The organism is Armatimonadota bacterium, assembly GCA_031081675.1.
In the GTDB taxonomy this organism is placed as follows: domain Bacteria; phylum Sysuimicrobiota; class Sysuimicrobiia; order Sysuimicrobiales; family Kaftiobacteriaceae; genus Calidihabitans; species Calidihabitans tengchongensis.
In genome coordinates, this window is the sequence record JAVHLZ010000010.1 from 64,998 (window position 1) to 80,824 (window position 15,827).

At 69.1% G+C, this 15,827-nt stretch carries 12 protein-coding genes and 1 pseudogene; 11 read left to right on the forward strand and 2 right to left on the reverse strand.

The window, feature by feature from the left end:
• Nucleotides 1-170: 170 nt before the first annotated feature.
• The 3 genes and pseudogenes from RB150_05560 to menC all read left to right on the forward strand — a co-directional run bounded on the left by RB150_05560 (nucleotide 171) and on the right by menC (nucleotide 3,837).
• Nucleotides 171-1,574 (forward strand): nicotinate phosphoribosyltransferase, encoded by a 1,404-nt coding sequence (locus RB150_05560; GenBank protein MDQ7819999.1) that lies wholly within the window; start codon nucleotides 171-173, stop codon nucleotides 1,572-1,574.
• Between the two features lie 290 nt (nucleotides 1,575-1,864).
• Nucleotides 1,865-2,731: pseudogene (locus tag RB150_05565) on the forward strand (GNAT family N-acetyltransferase).
• Nucleotides 2,728-3,837, forward strand: a complete 1,110-nt coding sequence (gene menC, locus RB150_05570; GenBank protein MDQ7820000.1) for an o-succinylbenzoate synthase — start codon at nucleotides 2,728-2,730, stop codon at nucleotides 3,835-3,837. Before RB150_05565 ends, menC begins: the two are co-directional and overlap by 4 nt.
• A 301-nt stretch (nucleotides 3,838-4,138) precedes the next feature.
• Here the strand turns inward: menC and RB150_05575 are convergent, their stop codons facing one another.
• Entirely contained in the window at nucleotides 4,139-6,814 is a 2,676-nt protein-coding gene (locus RB150_05575) for a UPF0182 family protein (GenBank protein MDQ7820001.1), read from the reverse strand.
• A gap of 74 nt (nucleotides 6,815-6,888) precedes the next feature.
• Here RB150_05575 and RB150_05580 point away from each other — a divergent pair, with 74 nt between their 5' ends.
• Nucleotides 6,889-7,206 carry an iron-sulfur cluster assembly protein gene (locus RB150_05580; protein ID MDQ7820002.1) on the forward strand — a complete coding sequence of 106 codons (318 nt, stop codon included), beginning with the start codon at nucleotides 6,889-6,891 and terminating at the stop codon, nucleotides 7,204-7,206.
• A 43-nt stretch (nucleotides 7,207-7,249) separates the two neighbouring features.
• On the opposite strand, the gene RB150_05585 is transcribed toward RB150_05580, so the two are convergent.
• Entirely contained in the window at nucleotides 7,250-7,534 is a 285-nt protein-coding gene (locus tag RB150_05585; GenBank protein MDQ7820003.1) for a 4a-hydroxytetrahydrobiopterin dehydratase, read from the reverse strand.
• A gap of 374 nt (nucleotides 7,535-7,908) precedes the next feature.
• On the opposite strand from RB150_05585, the gene RB150_05590 reads away from it, so the two are divergent.
• The 7 genes from RB150_05590 (at nucleotide 7,909) to RB150_05620 (ending at nucleotide 15,825) form a co-directional block, all read left to right on the forward strand.
• Entirely contained in the window at nucleotides 7,909-9,450 is a 1,542-nt protein-coding gene (locus RB150_05590) for an ABC transporter substrate-binding protein (GenBank protein ID MDQ7820004.1), read from the forward strand.
• 3 nt (nucleotides 9,451-9,453) lie between these two features.
• Nucleotides 9,454-10,476 (forward strand): membrane dipeptidase, encoded by a 1,023-nt coding sequence (locus tag RB150_05595; protein MDQ7820005.1) that lies wholly within the window; start codon nucleotides 9,454-9,456, stop codon nucleotides 10,474-10,476.
• A 207-nt stretch (nucleotides 10,477-10,683) separates the two neighbouring features.
• Nucleotides 10,684-11,658, forward strand: a complete 975-nt coding sequence (locus RB150_05600) for a succinylglutamate desuccinylase/aspartoacylase family protein (GenBank protein MDQ7820006.1) — start codon at nucleotides 10,684-10,686, stop codon at nucleotides 11,656-11,658.
• A 4-nt stretch (nucleotides 11,659-11,662) separates the two neighbouring features.
• On the forward strand, nucleotides 11,663-12,580 hold the full coding sequence (locus RB150_05605; protein MDQ7820007.1) for an ABC transporter permease: 918 nt from the start codon (nucleotides 11,663-11,665) through the stop codon (nucleotides 12,578-12,580).
• 2 nt (nucleotides 12,581-12,582) lie between these two features.
• Nucleotides 12,583-13,482, forward strand: coding sequence for an ABC transporter permease (locus RB150_05610; GenBank protein ID MDQ7820008.1), 900 nt, complete (start codon nucleotides 12,583-12,585; stop codon nucleotides 13,480-13,482).
• A 104-nt stretch (nucleotides 13,483-13,586) separates the two neighbouring features.
• Entirely contained in the window at nucleotides 13,587-13,964 is a 378-nt protein-coding gene (locus RB150_05615) for a hypothetical protein (protein MDQ7820009.1), read from the forward strand.
• 463 nt (nucleotides 13,965-14,427) lie between these two features.
• Nucleotides 14,428-15,825 (forward strand): phosphodiester glycosidase family protein, encoded by a 1,398-nt coding sequence (locus tag RB150_05620; protein MDQ7820010.1) that lies wholly within the window; start codon nucleotides 14,428-14,430, stop codon nucleotides 15,823-15,825.
• Nucleotides 15,826-15,827 lie beyond the last annotated feature (2 nt).

A 15,827-nucleotide genomic window follows, 5' to 3' on the forward strand; every position in this document is an offset into this window, starting at 1 on the left:
ACTTCGAGCGGGTCTGGCCGCCGTTCCCGTGGCCGTATGGCTTCCCCGCCGTCCTGGCCGCGATGGCCGCCATCGTGGCGGTGATGGTGGTCCTGTTCCGCCGGCAGGGGTGGCTCTAGACAGGGAAAAGGGAAGAGGGAAGAAGGACGAGGGGCGACGGACGCAGACGGATGGGCGGCGAGCGGTATCCGGAGTTTGGGTTTGTGACGCCCGACACCCTGGGGCTGCTGGTCGATCTGTACGAACTGGTGATGGCCGACAGCTACCTGCGGGAAGGGCTGAACGATCAGGCCACCTTCGACCTGTTTGTGCGGAGCTTGCCGCCCAACCGGGCCTTCCTGGTCAGCGCCGGCCTGGAGACGGCCCTGGCCTACCTGGAGGCGGTGCGCTTTACGGACGAAGCGATCGCCTACCTGCGAGGGCTGCGGCTGTTCAGCGACGCCTTCCTGGACTACCTGCGGGAGTTCCGGTTCACCGGGGACGTGTGGGCGGTGCCGGAGGGCGAAGTGGTCTTCCCCCCGGAGCCCCTGGTGGAGGTGACCGCACCGCGCATCGAGGCGCAGCTGGTGGAAACGTTCCTGCTGAACACGTTCAACTTCCAGGTGATGATCGCCAGCAAGGCCGCGCGGGTCGTCCTGGCCGCAGGCGGGCGGGCCGTGGTGGACTTCTCCCCCCGCCGTGACCACGGCGCCGACGCCGCCCTGAAGGCCGCCCGGGCCTCCTACGTGGCGGGGTGCGCCGGGACGTCCAACGTGCTGGCCGGGCTGCTGTACGGGATCCCGGTGTACGGCACCATGGCCCACTCCTACGTGATGTCGTACCCCGACGAGCTGACCGCCTTCCGGGCGTTCGCCCGGGACTTCCCCCGCAACGCCATCCTCCTCATCGACACCTACGACACCCTGCAGGGGGCGCGCCACGCGGTGGCGGTGGCCCGGGAGATGGCCGCCCGGGGGGACAGGCTGCGCGGGGTCCGCATCGACAGCTACGAGAGCCTGGACCAGCTGGCGGAGGTCAGCCGCCGGGTGCGGGCCATCTTCGACGAGGCCGGCCTGGTCGACGTCCAGATCATCCTCAGCGGCGACCTCGACGAGTACAAGATCGCCGAGGTCCTGGCCCGGGGGGCGGCGGCCCAGGCCTTCGGGGTGGGCACCCGCATGGGGACCTCGGAGGACGCGCCCAGCCTGGGCGGGGTCTACAAGCTGGTGGAGGACACCGCCGGCCCCAAGATCAAGCTGTCGGCGGGCAAGGCCACCCTGCCCGGGCGCAAGCAGGTCTGGCGGGCGCGCACCGCCGACGGCGGCCTGCAGGACACCATCGCCCTCCGGGAGGAACCCGCGCCTCCCGGGTCCACCCCGTTGCTGGTCCCGGTGATGTCGGGCGGGCGGGTGATCAGGCAGGATTCCCTGGCCCAGATGCGGGCGCGGTGCGCTGCGGCCCTGCGGGACCTGCCGCCGCCGCTGCGGGTGCTGCACGGCACGCCGCCGTCGCCGGTGTCCCTCAGCCCGGAACTGCGGGCGCTGCAGGCCCAGATGTTCCAGGCCGCCGCCCGGCCCGGCGATTCCCCCCGCTAAACGGCGCGGCGACGGCCACGTCGGTGGCCGTCGCCGCCCACGAGCGTCTGCTCGTCGGTGGGGTCTCCACCGCCCGCGCCCGCAGGCGCGGAGCACAGGCTCGTGATGACCACTACTTCTTCTTCTTCTTGGCTGCCTTCTTCTTCGCCACTGAGCTCCCCCCTTCGCGCTGTTGCGCCCGTGATCGCGCACCGAGGTGTCACTCAGCGCGCCCGTGCATCCTGCTCTCTGCCCGTACACCCCGGCGTGCAGCCCCGGGTGCCTGACTATGCTTCCGACGCCGACGCAAGGATTTCCTGCACCGCGGCGAAAAAAACTTTTCACCCATGGACGTGACCGTACGCGCCCTGACCCGCGTTGCCGAGCTGCGGGCCGTGGAGGAGATGCAGGCGCGGGTGTGGGGCATGCCCGAGAGGGAGATCGTGCCCGTCCACCAGCTGCTGGCGGCGGCCAGCGCCGGGGGCGTCGTGCTGGGCGCCTTCGCGTCGGACGGCACGCTGGTGGGGTTCTGCTACGGCTTTGTCGGCCTGCGGGAGGGGCGACCGCTGTTCTACTCGCACATGGCCGGCGTCCACCCGGACTACCAGGACCGGGACGTGGGCTACGCCCTCAAGCGCGCCCAGCGGGACGCCGCCCTCGCCCGCGGGCTGGACCGCATGGTGTGGACGTTCGACCCGTTGCAGAGCCGCAACGCCGCCTTCAACCTGCGCAAGCTGGGCGCGGTGGCGGCGCGGTACCTGGTGGACTACTACGGGGAGATGGACGACGCTCTCAACCGCGGCCTGCCCACCGATCGCCTCGAGGTGGACTGGTGGCTGCGGGACACCCGGGTGGTGGAGCGCCTGGAGGGGCGCCGCCCCGCCCCGACGTGGCCCGAGGCCCCCCGCATCCTGCGGGCGCTGCCCGGCGAGGCGGGGCCCACCCCCGGACCCCTGACCCCCGCCGACGCGCCCACGGTGCTCCTGGACATTCCCGCGGATCTGGCGGGCCTGCGGGCGCGCGCCCCCGGCCTGGCGTTGGCCTGGCGGCTGGCGACGCGGCAGGCGTTCCTGCACAGCCTGGAGCGGGGCTACCGGGCGGTGGACTTCGTGGGGCGGCCCGGCGACCCCGCGGGGTCGTATGTGCTGGCGCGGGCCGGCCAGGAGGAGACGCGGTGAGGATCCGCCGGGTCGAGGTCCGGGAGGTCGAGCTGCCCCTGGTCTTTCCCTTCCAGACCAGTTTCGGCCGCCAGACGTCCCACAGCTGCCTGCTGGTGCGGCTGGATGACGGAGAGCAGGAGGGCTGGGGCGAGGTGCCCGTGGAACGCGCGCCCCTGTACAACGAGGAAACCACCGGTACAGCCTGGCACGTCCTGGAGGCGTTCATCCTCCCCCTGGTCCTGAGCCGGCCCCTGGAGCATCCCCGGGACTTCCCGGCCCTGGTCCGCCACCTCCGTCGCCACCACATGGCCAAGGCGGGGGTGGAGGCGGCCCTGTGGGACCTGCACTGCCGCCGCGGCGGCCTTCCCCTGGCCCGGGCCCTGGGCGGCGTGCGGTCGGCCGTGGAGGCGGGGGTGAGCCTGGGGATCGAGCCCACGGTAGACGCGCTGCTGCGGCGCATCGAGGAGTTCCTGGGACGGGGATACCGCCGCATCAAGATCAAGATCCAGCCGGGGTGGGACGTGGAGGTGGTGCGGCGGGTGCGGAAGGCATTCGGATCGATCCCCCTGCAGGTGGATGCCAACTCCGCCTACACCCTGGAGCAGGCCGACGTCTTCCGGGCGATGGACGACTTCGGGCTGCTGATGATCGAGCAGCCCCTGGGGGAGGACGACCTGGTGGACCACGCGGCGCTGCAGGCCCGGCTGCGCACGCCGCTGTGCCTGGACGAATCCATCGTCTCCCCCGAGCACGCCCGCAAAGCCCTGCAGCTGGGCAGCTGTCGGGTCATCAACATCAAGGCCGCGCGGCTGGGAGGCCTCACCGCGGCCGTGGCCACCCACGATCTCTGCCAGACGTCCGGCATTCCGGTGTGGTGCGGCGGGCTGCTGGAGACCGGGATCGGGCGGGCGGCCAACCTGGCCCTGGCCTCCCTGCCCAACTTCCGCCTGCCGGCCGACCTGTCGGCCAGCGACCGTTACTACCACGAGGACCTGATCGACCCCCCGGTGACCCTTGCCCCGGACGGCACGGTGCCGGTGCCCTCGTCTCCGGGTTTGGGGGTGCGGGTGCGGATGGACCGGGTGCAAGCCTACACGGTGCGGGCGGCCACCTACACGGCCTGACCGGCCTCTCTTCCCTGCCTCGCGCGGGCATGCTATTCTACTGTGCGAACTATACCGACACGGGTGGGGCCGCGACGCCCTCGCAGACGGCGGGGGCGTCTGCGCATGTGCGGGCCCCCGCGGGGCGTGGCGCCCGGAGGAGGGACGCCCATGGAACGCCCGACGGACCCCCTGGCCCTGTGGGTGGGATCCTGGCAGCCTGAGGAGGCCTCTGAGCGGGATCCGCGCACCCCGCGCCGGCGCCCGGAGGAAGAACAACGCTCCGACCGGACGGCGCGCCCCGATCACGAGACGTAGAAGCCTACCGCACGTCTTCCAGGCGGCGCAGGATCTCGCCCAGGCGGTCGATCTCCCGGGCGAAGCCGGGAAGGTCCCCCTGCTGCAGGAGCTGCCGGGCCCGGCGGTAGGCCGCCGCCGCCTCGCGGATCAGGTCGGCGGCCCCGGCCGGCAGTCCGCCCGGAGCCGGGGCGGCTGCCGGCGAAGGCCGGCCGGCCAGCAGCCGGGTCACGGCGGCCTCCAGGCTGTCCTCCATCACGATCCGCGGCCCGCTGGCCACAATCACCCGCTTCAGTTCCGGCAGCTGGCTGCGGGTGGCCTGCAGGAACAGCGGCTCCACATAGAGCAGGGCGTTTTCCAGCGGGATCACCAGCAGGTTGCCCCGGATCACCCGCGAGCCCTCCTGGTTCCACAGCGTCAGCTGCTGGGAGATGACCGGGTCCTGGTTGATGCGGGACTCCACCTGCATGGGGCCGAACGCCAGCCGATCCTTGGGAAACCGGTAGACCACCAGCTGGCCGTAGTGCGGCGGGTCGTTGCGGGCCGCCATCCAGGCGATCATGTTGTCCCGGCCGGCGGGCGCCAGGGGCAGGATGAGGACGAATTCGGGCCGCGGGCTGTCCTCCAGGCGCAGGGTCACGTAGTAGGGCTCCACCGGCACCGTGTCGTCCCCGAACAGCTCGGTGGGCACGGCCCAGACGTCCTCCCGGTTGTAGAAGACCCGGGGATCCCGCATGTGGAACGTGGCGTACACCCGGGCCTGGATCTCGAACAGGTCCACCGGGTAGCGCAGGTGGGCCGCCAGGTCCGCCGGCATCGCCGATGCCGGCGTGAACAGGGTGGGGAAGACGCGGGCAAAGGTGGCGGCCACCGGATCGGTGGGGTCGACCAGGTAGAAATCCACCGTGCCGTCGTACGCGTCCACCACCACCTTCACCGAGTTGCGGATGTAGTTGATCCCGCGGTGGGGGGTGGAGTAGGGATAGCGGCTGGAGGTGGTGTAGGCGTCCAGAATCCACACCAGCCGGCCTCCGACCACCACCAGGTAGGGGTCGCGGTCGTAGGTCAGAAACGGCGCAATGCGCCGGACCCGCTCGGGCACGGCGCGGGCGAACAGCAGCCGGCTGCGGGACGAGATGTCCGACGAGAGGGCCAGGCGCAGATCGCCGAAACGGTAGGCGAACGCCATCCGCCGCAGCGGCGTCAGCGGAATGCCGCCGCGGCCCCGGTAGGTCGTGTACACGTTCTCGTCGCCCCGGGGGTAGTCCAGCTCCTGCACCCGGGTCTGGACCACCACGTAGCCGGCCGTGCGCTCGCCGAAGTAGATCTGGGGCCGGTCCAGGCGCAGTTCGGGGACCCCGGAGGGGGGGATGTCCTTGAGAAAGAACTCGGGCATCCCTTCCTCCGACACCCGGTTGACGGGGCTCATGACCACCCCGTAGCCGTGGGTGTAGACCAGGTGCTGGTTGACCCAGGTGCGGGCGGGATCGGGCAGCAGGCTGGTATCCAGCTCCCGGGCGGCCAGCATCACCTGGCGCTGCTGGCCGCCGATGCGGTAGCGGTCAATGTCCACGTCCGCGAAGACGTAGTAGGGCCGCAGGGCCTGCAGCTGCCGGTAGGCGGCCAGCAGGGGTCGGTAGTCCCACAGGCGCACGTTGTCCAGGGTCTCGCGGTTGCGGGCCACCACGTCGGGAGTGAGCGCCTCGGGAGCGAACTCCCTCTCCCGCACCCGGTCCAGCCCGAAGGCGCGCAGGGTGGCGGCGATTCCCATGCGCAGGTACGGCGTCTCCACCGTCAGCTCGTTGGGCGCGACCCGCAGCTGCTGCACCAGCCGGGGATAGACGCCCACGCCCACCACCCACGCCACCGCCATCACCAGCACCGTGCCCACCGCCAGGCGCAGGGTGCGCAACGCCGCGTTGGCCGCCATCAGGGCCGCGCCCGCCACCGCGAGCGCCGCCAGCAGCCGCAGGGCCGGCAGGGTCGCGTGCACGTCGGTGTAACTGGCTCCGTAGATGGCGCCGTGGGGAGAGGTCAGCAGCCCGTAGGCGTCCAGCCAGAATCCCCACCCCCGCACCAGGAGCAGCGCCCCGGCCAGCAGGCTCAGGTGCACCCGGGCGGCCGGGGGGAGGCTCCAGATCCCGCGTAGCATCGACGGAGGGAACAGCAGGACGTAGCCCGCCGCCACGGCGACCGCGACCACCGCCAGCCACCCGAACAGCCACCGCTCCACAAACTGCCAGACCGGCAGGCGGAACACGAAGAACCCGACATCCCGGCCGAAGATCGGGTCCGTCACCCCGAAGGGCTGCGCGTGGACGAACTGAACGAACATGGGCCAGCGGGACGAGACGGTCCACCCGGCCACCACCGCCACCGCCCCCAGGAGGGCGGACGCCGTGAGGGAGGGCCGGCGGCGGACCCGCCGGTAGATCCGCCGGCCCCGGCGGTCCAGTTCCAGATCGATGACCTCGTCGGGCGCCGGCCGGCCCAGGAACACCCGCAGATTCACCCACAACAGGGCCCACAGCGTGCCGCCGAACGCGGCGGTGACGCCCAGCCGCGACAGCAGCGGCACCCAGAACACCCGCCGGTAGCCCACCTCTCCGAACCACAACCAGTCCGTGTACCACCGGGCCAGGGTGGGGGCCACCACCGCCAGCAGCACCAGAAGCCCGATCAGCACCGCCCGCAGGCGCACCGCACCGCTCCCCTCCCCCGCCGCTTTGACCCGTCGCCGGCGGGGCTGCTACAATGACACCGATGTCGGAATTGGTGGCCGATCCGCTGACCCGGGACCAGGTGATCCAGGTCCTGCGGACGATCTACGATCCCGAGATTCCCGTCAACATCTGGGATCTGGGCCTGATCTACGACCTCCAGGTGACGGGCGCCGACGTGGCCATCACCATGACCCTGACCGCGGTGGGCTGTCCCATCGGCCCCCACATTGCCGCCGAGATCGAGAACAAGCTGCAGGCCATCGGCGCCGAGCGGGTCACCGTGAACTTCGTGTGGGTCCCGCCCTGGACGCCCGAGCGGCTGACCGAGGAGGGCCGCCTGGCCCTCCAGAGCATGGGCTTCGCCGTCTGACCCACGGACGCAGGACGCCACGACGGCGCAGCCTCCGCCGCCTTCAGCGCGCCACCTGCTCGATCTGCCAGGCCAGCGCGATGTCCTTCTCGGTCACGCCCCGCTCGCTGTGGGTCATCAGGGTGACGGTAACCCGGTTGTAGCCGGCCACCTCGATGTCCGGGTGGTGGTTCGCCTGCTCGGCGAGGTCGGCCACCGCATTCACCAGGCGGATGGCGTCCCGGAAGTCCCGGCGCCGGTAGGTCTTCCGGATGCCCTGGGGCGTGAGTTCCCACCCGGGCAGGTCCTGCAGCCGGCGGCGGACATCGTCTTCGGACAGCGCGGCCACCCTCCACACCTCCCGGCAGGTCCTGTGGGGCAGGTTCGGTGCGCCCGGCGCCTTTCCCCTCCGGTACCGCAGGGTCCTGGAGGATGGGGCCCTCCTGGAGCGACGGTACGGGGGGTGTTTACTGGTTCTTGCCCTACTGGTTGACCAGTGACGGCATGACTCCGTATGACTGTCGGTTTTCCAGCGCCCCGCAAGGAGGTGGAAGCCTCTGCGGGCATCCGGGACCGCGGGGCGCCGTGCCCTCTTCGCAGACGTGGCATCCCAGAGGAGTCGCGGCGGGTCACGTCGAACGAAGAATGCACCTCTAACAGAGCCGCGTTCGGCTACACCGAACCACGGTTCGCATTTCGATCGTCCAAGGAGGAGGCATGAGGATGCGAACAACCGCGGTATGGACGCGGGCCCTGGTGGTATTGGTGGTCCCTGGGCTGGTTCTCGCAAAGGCACCGGGAGCTGCGCTGGGGGCACCCCGCACGCCGCGCGATACGCTGGTGGTGGCCCAAGGGTTTGATCCCCGTTGTCTCTCGCCGCTCTTCGGCACCGCCCAGCCGGACAAGAATGTCAGCGGGCAGATCGTCGAGCGCTTGGTGACATTCTCGCCCGACTCGCTGGGTTTCTTGCCTGAGCTAGCCATTCGTTGGGAGAAGACTGCCCCCGATACCCTCCGGCTCCACCTGCGGCGGGGGGTGCGATTTACGAACGGTGAAGAGTTCAACGCCCTCAGCGCCCGCTACAGTCTGGAGATGATGCTGCAGGCTCCTGCGCTGGCCTTCTTCGTCTCAGCGTTGCGAGGTGTGGAGGTGGTCGATCTCTACACCATAGACGTCAAGGCCAAGGGCCCGACGTCTGAGCGGCTGATGCTGACAGCCCTAGCCATGGGCTCGTTTCAGTACCCGCCCGTGTACACAGAGCAAGTCGGACTCCTACGCGGGTTCTGCCAGCGTCCGGTCGGAACGGGCCCTTTCAAGCTCGTCGAATGGGTGAAGGATGACCGAGTGGTTCTCGAGGCTAACCCCGACTACTGGGGCGGCGCGCCGCGGATCCGACGCCTCATCATTCGCCCAATTCCCGAGGACGCAGCCCGGGTCGCCGCGGTGCAGGCAGGGGATATCGATATCGCCATGCTCCTGCCACTGGAAGCCTATGAGCGCATCGCCAGCGACCCCGGTCTCACCACGTACATTCTCCGGGGCATGCGGGTCTACGGACTCATGCTGGCCCAGAAGTGGGAAGGACCACTGCGGGACAAAAAGGTCCGCCAAGCCTTGCAGTACGCTATCGACACTGACAGCATCATCCGCTCGCTTCTCAAGGGCCATGCCCGCCGGCTCCAGGGACAGCCCCTCACGCCAGAGTATTTCGGCTACCAGCACGACCTGAAGGCGACGCCGCACGACCCTGACCGAACAAAGCGGCTTCTGGCCGAGGCGGGATACTCTAGCGGCTTTCAGGTGACATTCAAGTACCCACGGGGACGCTATCCCCAGGATAAAGAAATCAGCGAGGCTATTGCGGCCCAGCTGCTCAAGGTCGGCATTCGCACTCAACAGGTTGTGATGGAGCCCGGCGAGTTCCTGACGCAACTGAGCCAGCTCGGGCTTCGGGACATGTTCTTTTTCGGGACCTTGCCGCCTCCAGACGCCCACTTCATGCTCTCCCAGTTCATCTGCAACTTCCGGTATGCCTACTGGTGCCGCCCGGAGTTCGACGACCTGATGACCCGGGCGGCGTCGACGGCGGATGACAGAGAGAGACTGCGTCTGTACCGGGAGATGCTCCTGCTTATGCAGGATGATCCGCCCATGGTGCCGTTGTTTGCCATGTCCGACCTCTACGCGACGGCAAAGAACGTGGCGGGATGGCGGCCGTACAAGGACCAGTCGCTGTACCTGGCAAAGGCGTACAAACGAGACTAAGCAATGGCGCCGCGGGCTCCGGTTCCCGACGGGGTGGTGCTTCACCGAGAAGCCATCGTCGTGGACATGTGCAGCTTCTACTTCCGGGGAGTCTCGGCACAGATCGCCGCCAGCGGCGTGACGGCCCTCAACGTAACGGTGCCTGACGTGACCGCAACGTGGCCAGAAGCGCTGGATGCCCTCGACGCGCACCACGCGATGATCTCTGCTGACCCCGGGCGATTGATGCACGTGCGGACCGTCCACGACATCGAGATGGCCAAGGTCACGGGGCGGGTAGGGCTGATCTTTGGGTTCCAGAACGCCGGGCCGGTCGGGGAGGATCTCGGACGCATCCGGACCCTGTGGGATCGCGGGGTGCGCGTGTTGCAGTTGACCTACAATGAGCGGAATCAGTTCGGGGACGGGTGCTTGGCGGCCTCCGACGCGGGTCTAACTCCGCTGGGCCGGCGCGCAGTGCGCGAAATGAATGCAGTCGGGATAGTCGTTGACCTGGCTCATGCGGGGTATCGGACCGCGCGCGATGCGACGGAGACCTCTCACGCGCCGGTTATCATCTCTCACGCGAATCCTCGAGCACTGTCTGATAACCCGCGGAACATTCCCGACGATCTCATTCGGGCCGTCGCGGCCAGCGGCGGGGCGGTCGGCGCCTGCGGCTGGGGGCCGATTTGCTGGCGTGGCGGAGCCCGACGCCCCGACGTGAATGACCTCGTGGCCCACATCGACTACATGGTCAACTTAGTCGGCATTGACCACGTGGGGCTGGGGCTAGATTCGCCGGCCGCGGGCATCGACACCGTGGCCGCTCACGCCGCCGCCATCAATGCTGCCTACCCCCAGGTGGTGGGCGCGTGGCTGGCACAGTTCGGTACGAGTCTAGAAGGGCGGTATGCGGTGCCGGTGGAGGCGTTGCCGCTCGTTACCGAGGCCTTACTGCGGTACGGATATCCACCCGACGGGGTGCGGAAGGTCCTGGGAGAGAATTTCCTCAGAGTGTTCAGGGCAGTCTGGCGCAATGCCTGACGCTATTTCGGCGCAGACGACGCCATCCGTCTCACCGGATCGGGCATGAAGTCCAACGACTCCCTGGACCGCACGCCGTCGGTACGCGCGGCGAGGCCGGATGCCCCTGGACCTGTCAGGCTGCCGCAGGGAAGGGCGATTCGAACGGGGTTCTCATCCTCTAGGAGGTGAGGCGTGTCCGCAGCGCGGCGAGTCCACCGATATCCCGTGACCGTCGATCTGCACGGAGGCGAGATCGCCCTCTACGTCCACGAGGTTGCTGGTGCTCGCGACGGCCCGACAATCGGTGTGCTCTCCACGCTACACGGGAATGAGTGGCTATCGGTGGAAATCCTCCGACGGTTGCTGCACCGTGTGGATCCGCGGATGTTGGCTGGCCGGTTGCTTGCCGTACCCGTCGGAAATCCCACGGCATTCGCGCACTTGACCCGCAACACGCCCGACGAATCGGATTCGCCGGACTTGAACCGTATCTTCCCGGGACAGCATACTTGGATCAGCGATCTGCTGGCTCAGGCTATCACCCGGCACGTGCTGATGCAGGTGCAATATCTCATCGACCTTCACCTGGGGCCGTGGGGATCGAGCTTCTACTGCGTGGCATGGCCCAAGGATCTCCCCGACCGCGAGCAGGTGCGTCTTGCCGGCGTGATGGCCCACGCCTATGGGTGTCCGCTGATCCAGCATCTACCGCTCCTCACGCGCTTCCCCGGACCACGCTCGGCAGTCGGCTACGCGGCCCAGCGCCTGGGCGTGGTGCCACTACTGGTGGAGATCGGCGGGGTCGGGTTTGCTGCCGCACTCGAAGAGCGGTGGACCGAGGAGAACGTGACGGGCATCGTCAGTGTCCTGCGCGCCCTGGGCATGCTTGACGGGGAGCCGCTACGCCTTGAGCAGTACCTCCACTACACACGGCATGTCCGCGTCAACCCTTCGGTTGCCGGCTACCTCCTGCCCGCGGTGGAACCCGAGGTCCTGGGGCGGGAGGTTGCCGCAGGGCAGGAGGCGGGGCGCGTGGTCAGTCCGTACACGTTCGAGGATCTGGAGGTGCTGCGCGTGCCCGTGCGCGGAGCCTGGGTGATGGTCTCGCGGCCCTATCCCGTACGGCCGGGATACTGGACGTTTGGGGTCGCAGACCTTGAGGAACCCGGGGCGGGCTGGGGACCTCCGCGCACCCTCTGAATCCATGGGCTTTCTCATCCGTCGCCTAGTTCAGCTTGTGATCGTGCTGCTCGGCGTTTCGGCAGTAGTCTTTGGCATTGTCCGGTTGACTGGCGATCCGGTGATCATCCTATTGGGTGAAAGCGCTTCTCCCGAGGCTGTGGCTGCGATGCGCAGGGAGCTTGGGCTCGACCGCCCGATCTATGTGCAGTATTTTCGGTTCCTCGCCAGCGTCGTGCGGGGAGACTTCGGCGACTCGTTGCGGTACCGCCAGCCCGCCCTGAGCTTGTTCATTGAGCGCCTGCCTGCCACCCTTGAACTGGCCGCCGCGTCGCTGGCGGTGGCGCTGGCCGTGGGGCTGCCTGCGGGCGTCGCCGCAGCCCTGCACCCGCGCTCGGTGTTTGACGCAGCCGTGCGACTCCTGGCGCTGGTCGGCCAGGCCGTGCCCGGCTTCTACCTCGGGTTGGTGGCGATCATCGTCTTCGGTGCGCATCTCAAGTGGCTCCCCACAGGCGGGCGGGGTACGCCTGCCCAGCTGCTGTTACCGGCGGTGACGTTGGCAGCCTATCAGATGGCGGTTGTGGCCCGCTTCGCGCGTGGCGCCATGTTGGAAGCGCTGGGGGAAGACTACGTACGCACGGCACGGGCCAAGGGGCTGACTCGGGCTCGCGTTGTCACAGTACACGCCCTCCGGAACGCGTTGATTCCCATTGTGACTGTCCTGGGGATACAGGTCGGCACCCTCCTGTCGGGTGCTGTGGTCACCGAAACCGTCTTCAGCTGGCCGGGTATCGGCCGGCTGGCGGTGCAGGCGATCTACGCCCGCGACTTTCCCGTGGTACAGGTGACCGTGATGGCTACGGCGGTGATCTTCGTGGTTGTCAATCTGGTGACCGATGTACTGTACGTGCTGATCGATCCACGCATTCGCATTGCCGAGTAGTCATGGCGCGGTCGGACACTGGTGCAGTCCCCCGCTTCTCCCGCCGGCGGCGTGCAGCCGAGGCGTTTCTTCGCGACAGGATCGCGGTGGCTGGTCTCGGATTGCTCACCGTCATCGCCCTGGCCGCCATCTGGCCCTGGCCGCCCCATCCGCCAACGTGGGCGGACCTCGACGCGAGGCTGGCTCCACCCGCATTCCTGCCAGGCGGATCGACTCGGCACCTGCTGGGGACCGACGCCTTGGGCCGCGACATCCTCAGCCGTATCATGTACGGTGGGCGATTTTCCCTGTTCGTCGCCGGCGCGGCGGTAGCCCTCGGCGGCGCCGTCGGCATTACCGCCGGCCTGATGGCCGGTTACCGGGGTGGGATACTGGACGTCATCATCATGCGCCTCGTGGACATTCAGCTCGCATTCCCCCTGGTCCTGCTGGTCATCGCCGTCATTGCCGTGGTCGGGCCGAGTCTGTTGGTGCTAGTGGTGACGCTGGGGCTTCCCGCATGGGCTCACTACGCGCGGATCGTCCGGGGGGCGACACTCAGTATCGTGACCAGCCAGTATGTGGAAGCTGCGCGAGCGCTGGGCTGCCGGGAGGCGCGCGTGATGTGGCGACACGTGCTTCCCAACCTGACCACGCCTGTCGTAATCCTGACGACCTTCGAGCTTGCTAGGCTGCTCCTGTTGGAGTCCGCGGTCTCGTTCCTGGGCCTGGGGATCCAGCCCCCCACACCCTCATGGGGCACCATGATTGCCGACGGGCGCAACCACATCTACGAAGGCTGGTGGATATCCACCCTGCCGGGGCTCGCCATCTGCCTGACCGTACTCTCCTTCAACTTCATCGGAGACGGACTACGGGACCTGCTTGATCCGCGCGGCCACGACCGGCGTGCCAGCACATAGCGCGTCAGAACGTGCCTCACTTTCCGAGTCCGCGTGATCGGGTGAGATCCTCGACGCCGTGGCGGAGAAGGTGCTGGAAGAGCAGGTGGACAAAGCGCAGGGAGTTGATCTCCGAGCGCTCGCAGGCCAGAGCAGACGAAGGCAATCCCGGTAGCCACGTCCTTGGCCGTGTACTCGTAGCCGGGAAGGAGCTGGGCCTGGACCGCAGGCAGCAAGGCCGGGATGTCATCCAGGTGCGTGATGTCGACCTGCAGTTTCTCGAAGGCACGCATCGTCGTCCGGATCTCGGTGGCCAGCCGGCGGCGCTGCCAGCGCGTGGGACACCGTGTGCTCAGGCCATGGGCGTGGAGGATCCGGCGGACCGTCGCGGTCGAGCGCTGGACACCGCGACGCGCCAGCAGGGCCCGGAGCATGTCCTGACCCAGGCGAGGATTTCGGCGGCGCAGGCGGACCACCTCGTGCTCGATGGCAGATTCCGGTAGGTCAGGCCATGCTGGACCAAACGCTGGCGGACGCCCGGCGGGTGGCGGGAGTCGGCGATGCGCTGACGGTAGGTCTCGGGGGACGTCTCACACCTCGACGAAAGGCTGCAGATTAATGCCATGTGGGCGCGGGAACGCCTCCATCCTGCCCACCCAGAAGATGGGCCGGGGTGGGGAGTTTTGACCCGACGAGTTCGCACCGAACGACGCACATGTTGACGGACCTGCCGCCCGGTGATACGGCTAGTAATGATTCCGGTCGGGGAGGAACCCCGCCTCCCCCTCGATGGCTGACCAGAAAGGAGGTGAGGCCGACGATGCGTAGACTCACCCCGGCCCACCTGACAGGAGGGGTAGTGTAGGGACGGGAGGGCATCCCGTCCGGGCGTCCTGGCCGGTGGGCCGGGGCGCTTTTCTTTTGGGACTGACAGCTTCTGGCCGGGGGCATGCTCAGGTCAGGGCGATGGGTCTGCGGGCCTGGATCTCCCATCCTGCCGTGATCCTGGCCGCCGCGCTGGCGGTGGGTTTGCCGGCGGCCGCGGCCGACGTGCGGATCGCCGGCGCGACGGCGGTGGCGTGGGTGCCGGAGGGACCCCTGGGCCGCGTGCTGATCCGGCTGGCCGGATCGGTGGCCTACCGGACCCTGGGCACCCACTCCAGCATTACCGTGGACCTGTGGCAGGCCCGCTATCCTCCGGAGGTCATCCCGGTCCCCTCGCATCCCTACGTCCGGCAGGTGCAGGTGGACCAGATGACGCCCGATCTGGCGCGGGTGCGCATCCACCTGCGCCGCCCTGCGCGGTACCGGGCCTACCTGATGAGCGACCCTCCCACCCTGGCGGTGGTCGTCATCCCCCCGTGGATGGCCACGGTGCCTCTGCCGCCCAGCGTGGCCTACCAGGCGCTGCGGGCGCGCGCCGGGCGGGACGCCGTCACCGTCCACGTGCTGCGGGTCGATCCTCATGATCCCGCCATCGAGGTCCGCCCCGTCCTGGCCGCCGACATGGTGTCCGGGCGGGAGACCACCAGCATCATCGCCACCCGCTACCGGGCCCTGGCGGCCGTGAACGGCGGCTACTTTGCCGGACCGGGCATGCCCCTGGGCATGGTCGCCGTGGACGGACAGCTGGTCAGCGCGCCCCTGCCCAGGCGGTCGGTCCTGGCGCTGCCAGCCCGGGGAAGACCGATGATCCGGGACTTCCAGTTCCGCGGCCGGCTGGTGGCCCGCCCCGACCTCGCCCTGCCGGTCACCGACGTGAACCGCCCTCCCCGGGGCGGGGGTATCGCGGTGTTCACTCCCCACTACGGGCCGCTGACGCCGCCGGCGGGGCTGGCCGCCGTCGTCCGCCACGACATCGTCGAACGCCTGCCCTCCGGGCGCGTCCTGATCCCCCGGGACGGGTACGTGCTGGTGGTCAACGCCCTGGATGCGCCGCTGCTGGCGCACCTGCGGCCGGGGCAGCGCGTCGTGCTGGACCTGCAGGTCACGCCGGACCTGGAGGTGGTGGCGGCGCTGGGCGGAGGGCCGCGCCTGGTGAAGGACGGCCAGGTGTCCGTGCCCTACATGTGGGAGCAGTTCTCTCCCGCCCTGGTCCAGCGCCGGGCGCCGCGGACCGCGGTGGGGGTGACCTCCGCAGGCACACTGCTGCTGGTGACGGTGGACGGCCGGGGCCGGCGCCACACCGGCATGACCCTGTTCGAGCTGGCGGAGCTGATGGCGCGGCTGGGGGCCCGGGAGGCGATGAACCTGGACGGCGGGGGCTCCGCCACCATGGTGGTCGGCGGGCGGGTGGTCAACGACCCCTCCGACGGCGTGGAGCGCCCGGTGGCGTCGGCGCTGCTGGTCCTCAGGCGGAACTAGGG

Excerpts from the sequence above, each read along its gene's own strand:
- RB150_05595 (MDQ7820005.1), top strand. The coding sequence starts at position 9,454 with ATGGCGCCGCGGGCTCCGGTTCCCGACGGGGTGGTGCTTCACCGAGAA.
- RB150_05610 (MDQ7820008.1), top strand. The coding sequence starts at position 12,583 with ATGGCGCGGTCGGACACTGGTGCAGTCCCCCGCTTCTCCCGCCGGCGG.
- RB150_05590 (MDQ7820004.1), top strand. The coding sequence starts at position 7,909 with ATGCGAACAACCGCGGTATGGACGCGGGCCCTGGTGGTATTGGTGGTC.
- RB150_05605 (MDQ7820007.1), top strand. The coding sequence starts at position 11,663 with ATGGGCTTTCTCATCCGTCGCCTAGTTCAGCTTGTGATCGTGCTGCTC.
- RB150_05560 (MDQ7819999.1), top strand. The coding sequence starts at position 171 with ATGGGCGGCGAGCGGTATCCGGAGTTTGGGTTTGTGACGCCCGACACC.
- RB150_05620 (MDQ7820010.1), top strand. The coding sequence starts at position 14,428 with ATGGGTCTGCGGGCCTGGATCTCCCATCCTGCCGTGATCCTGGCCGCC.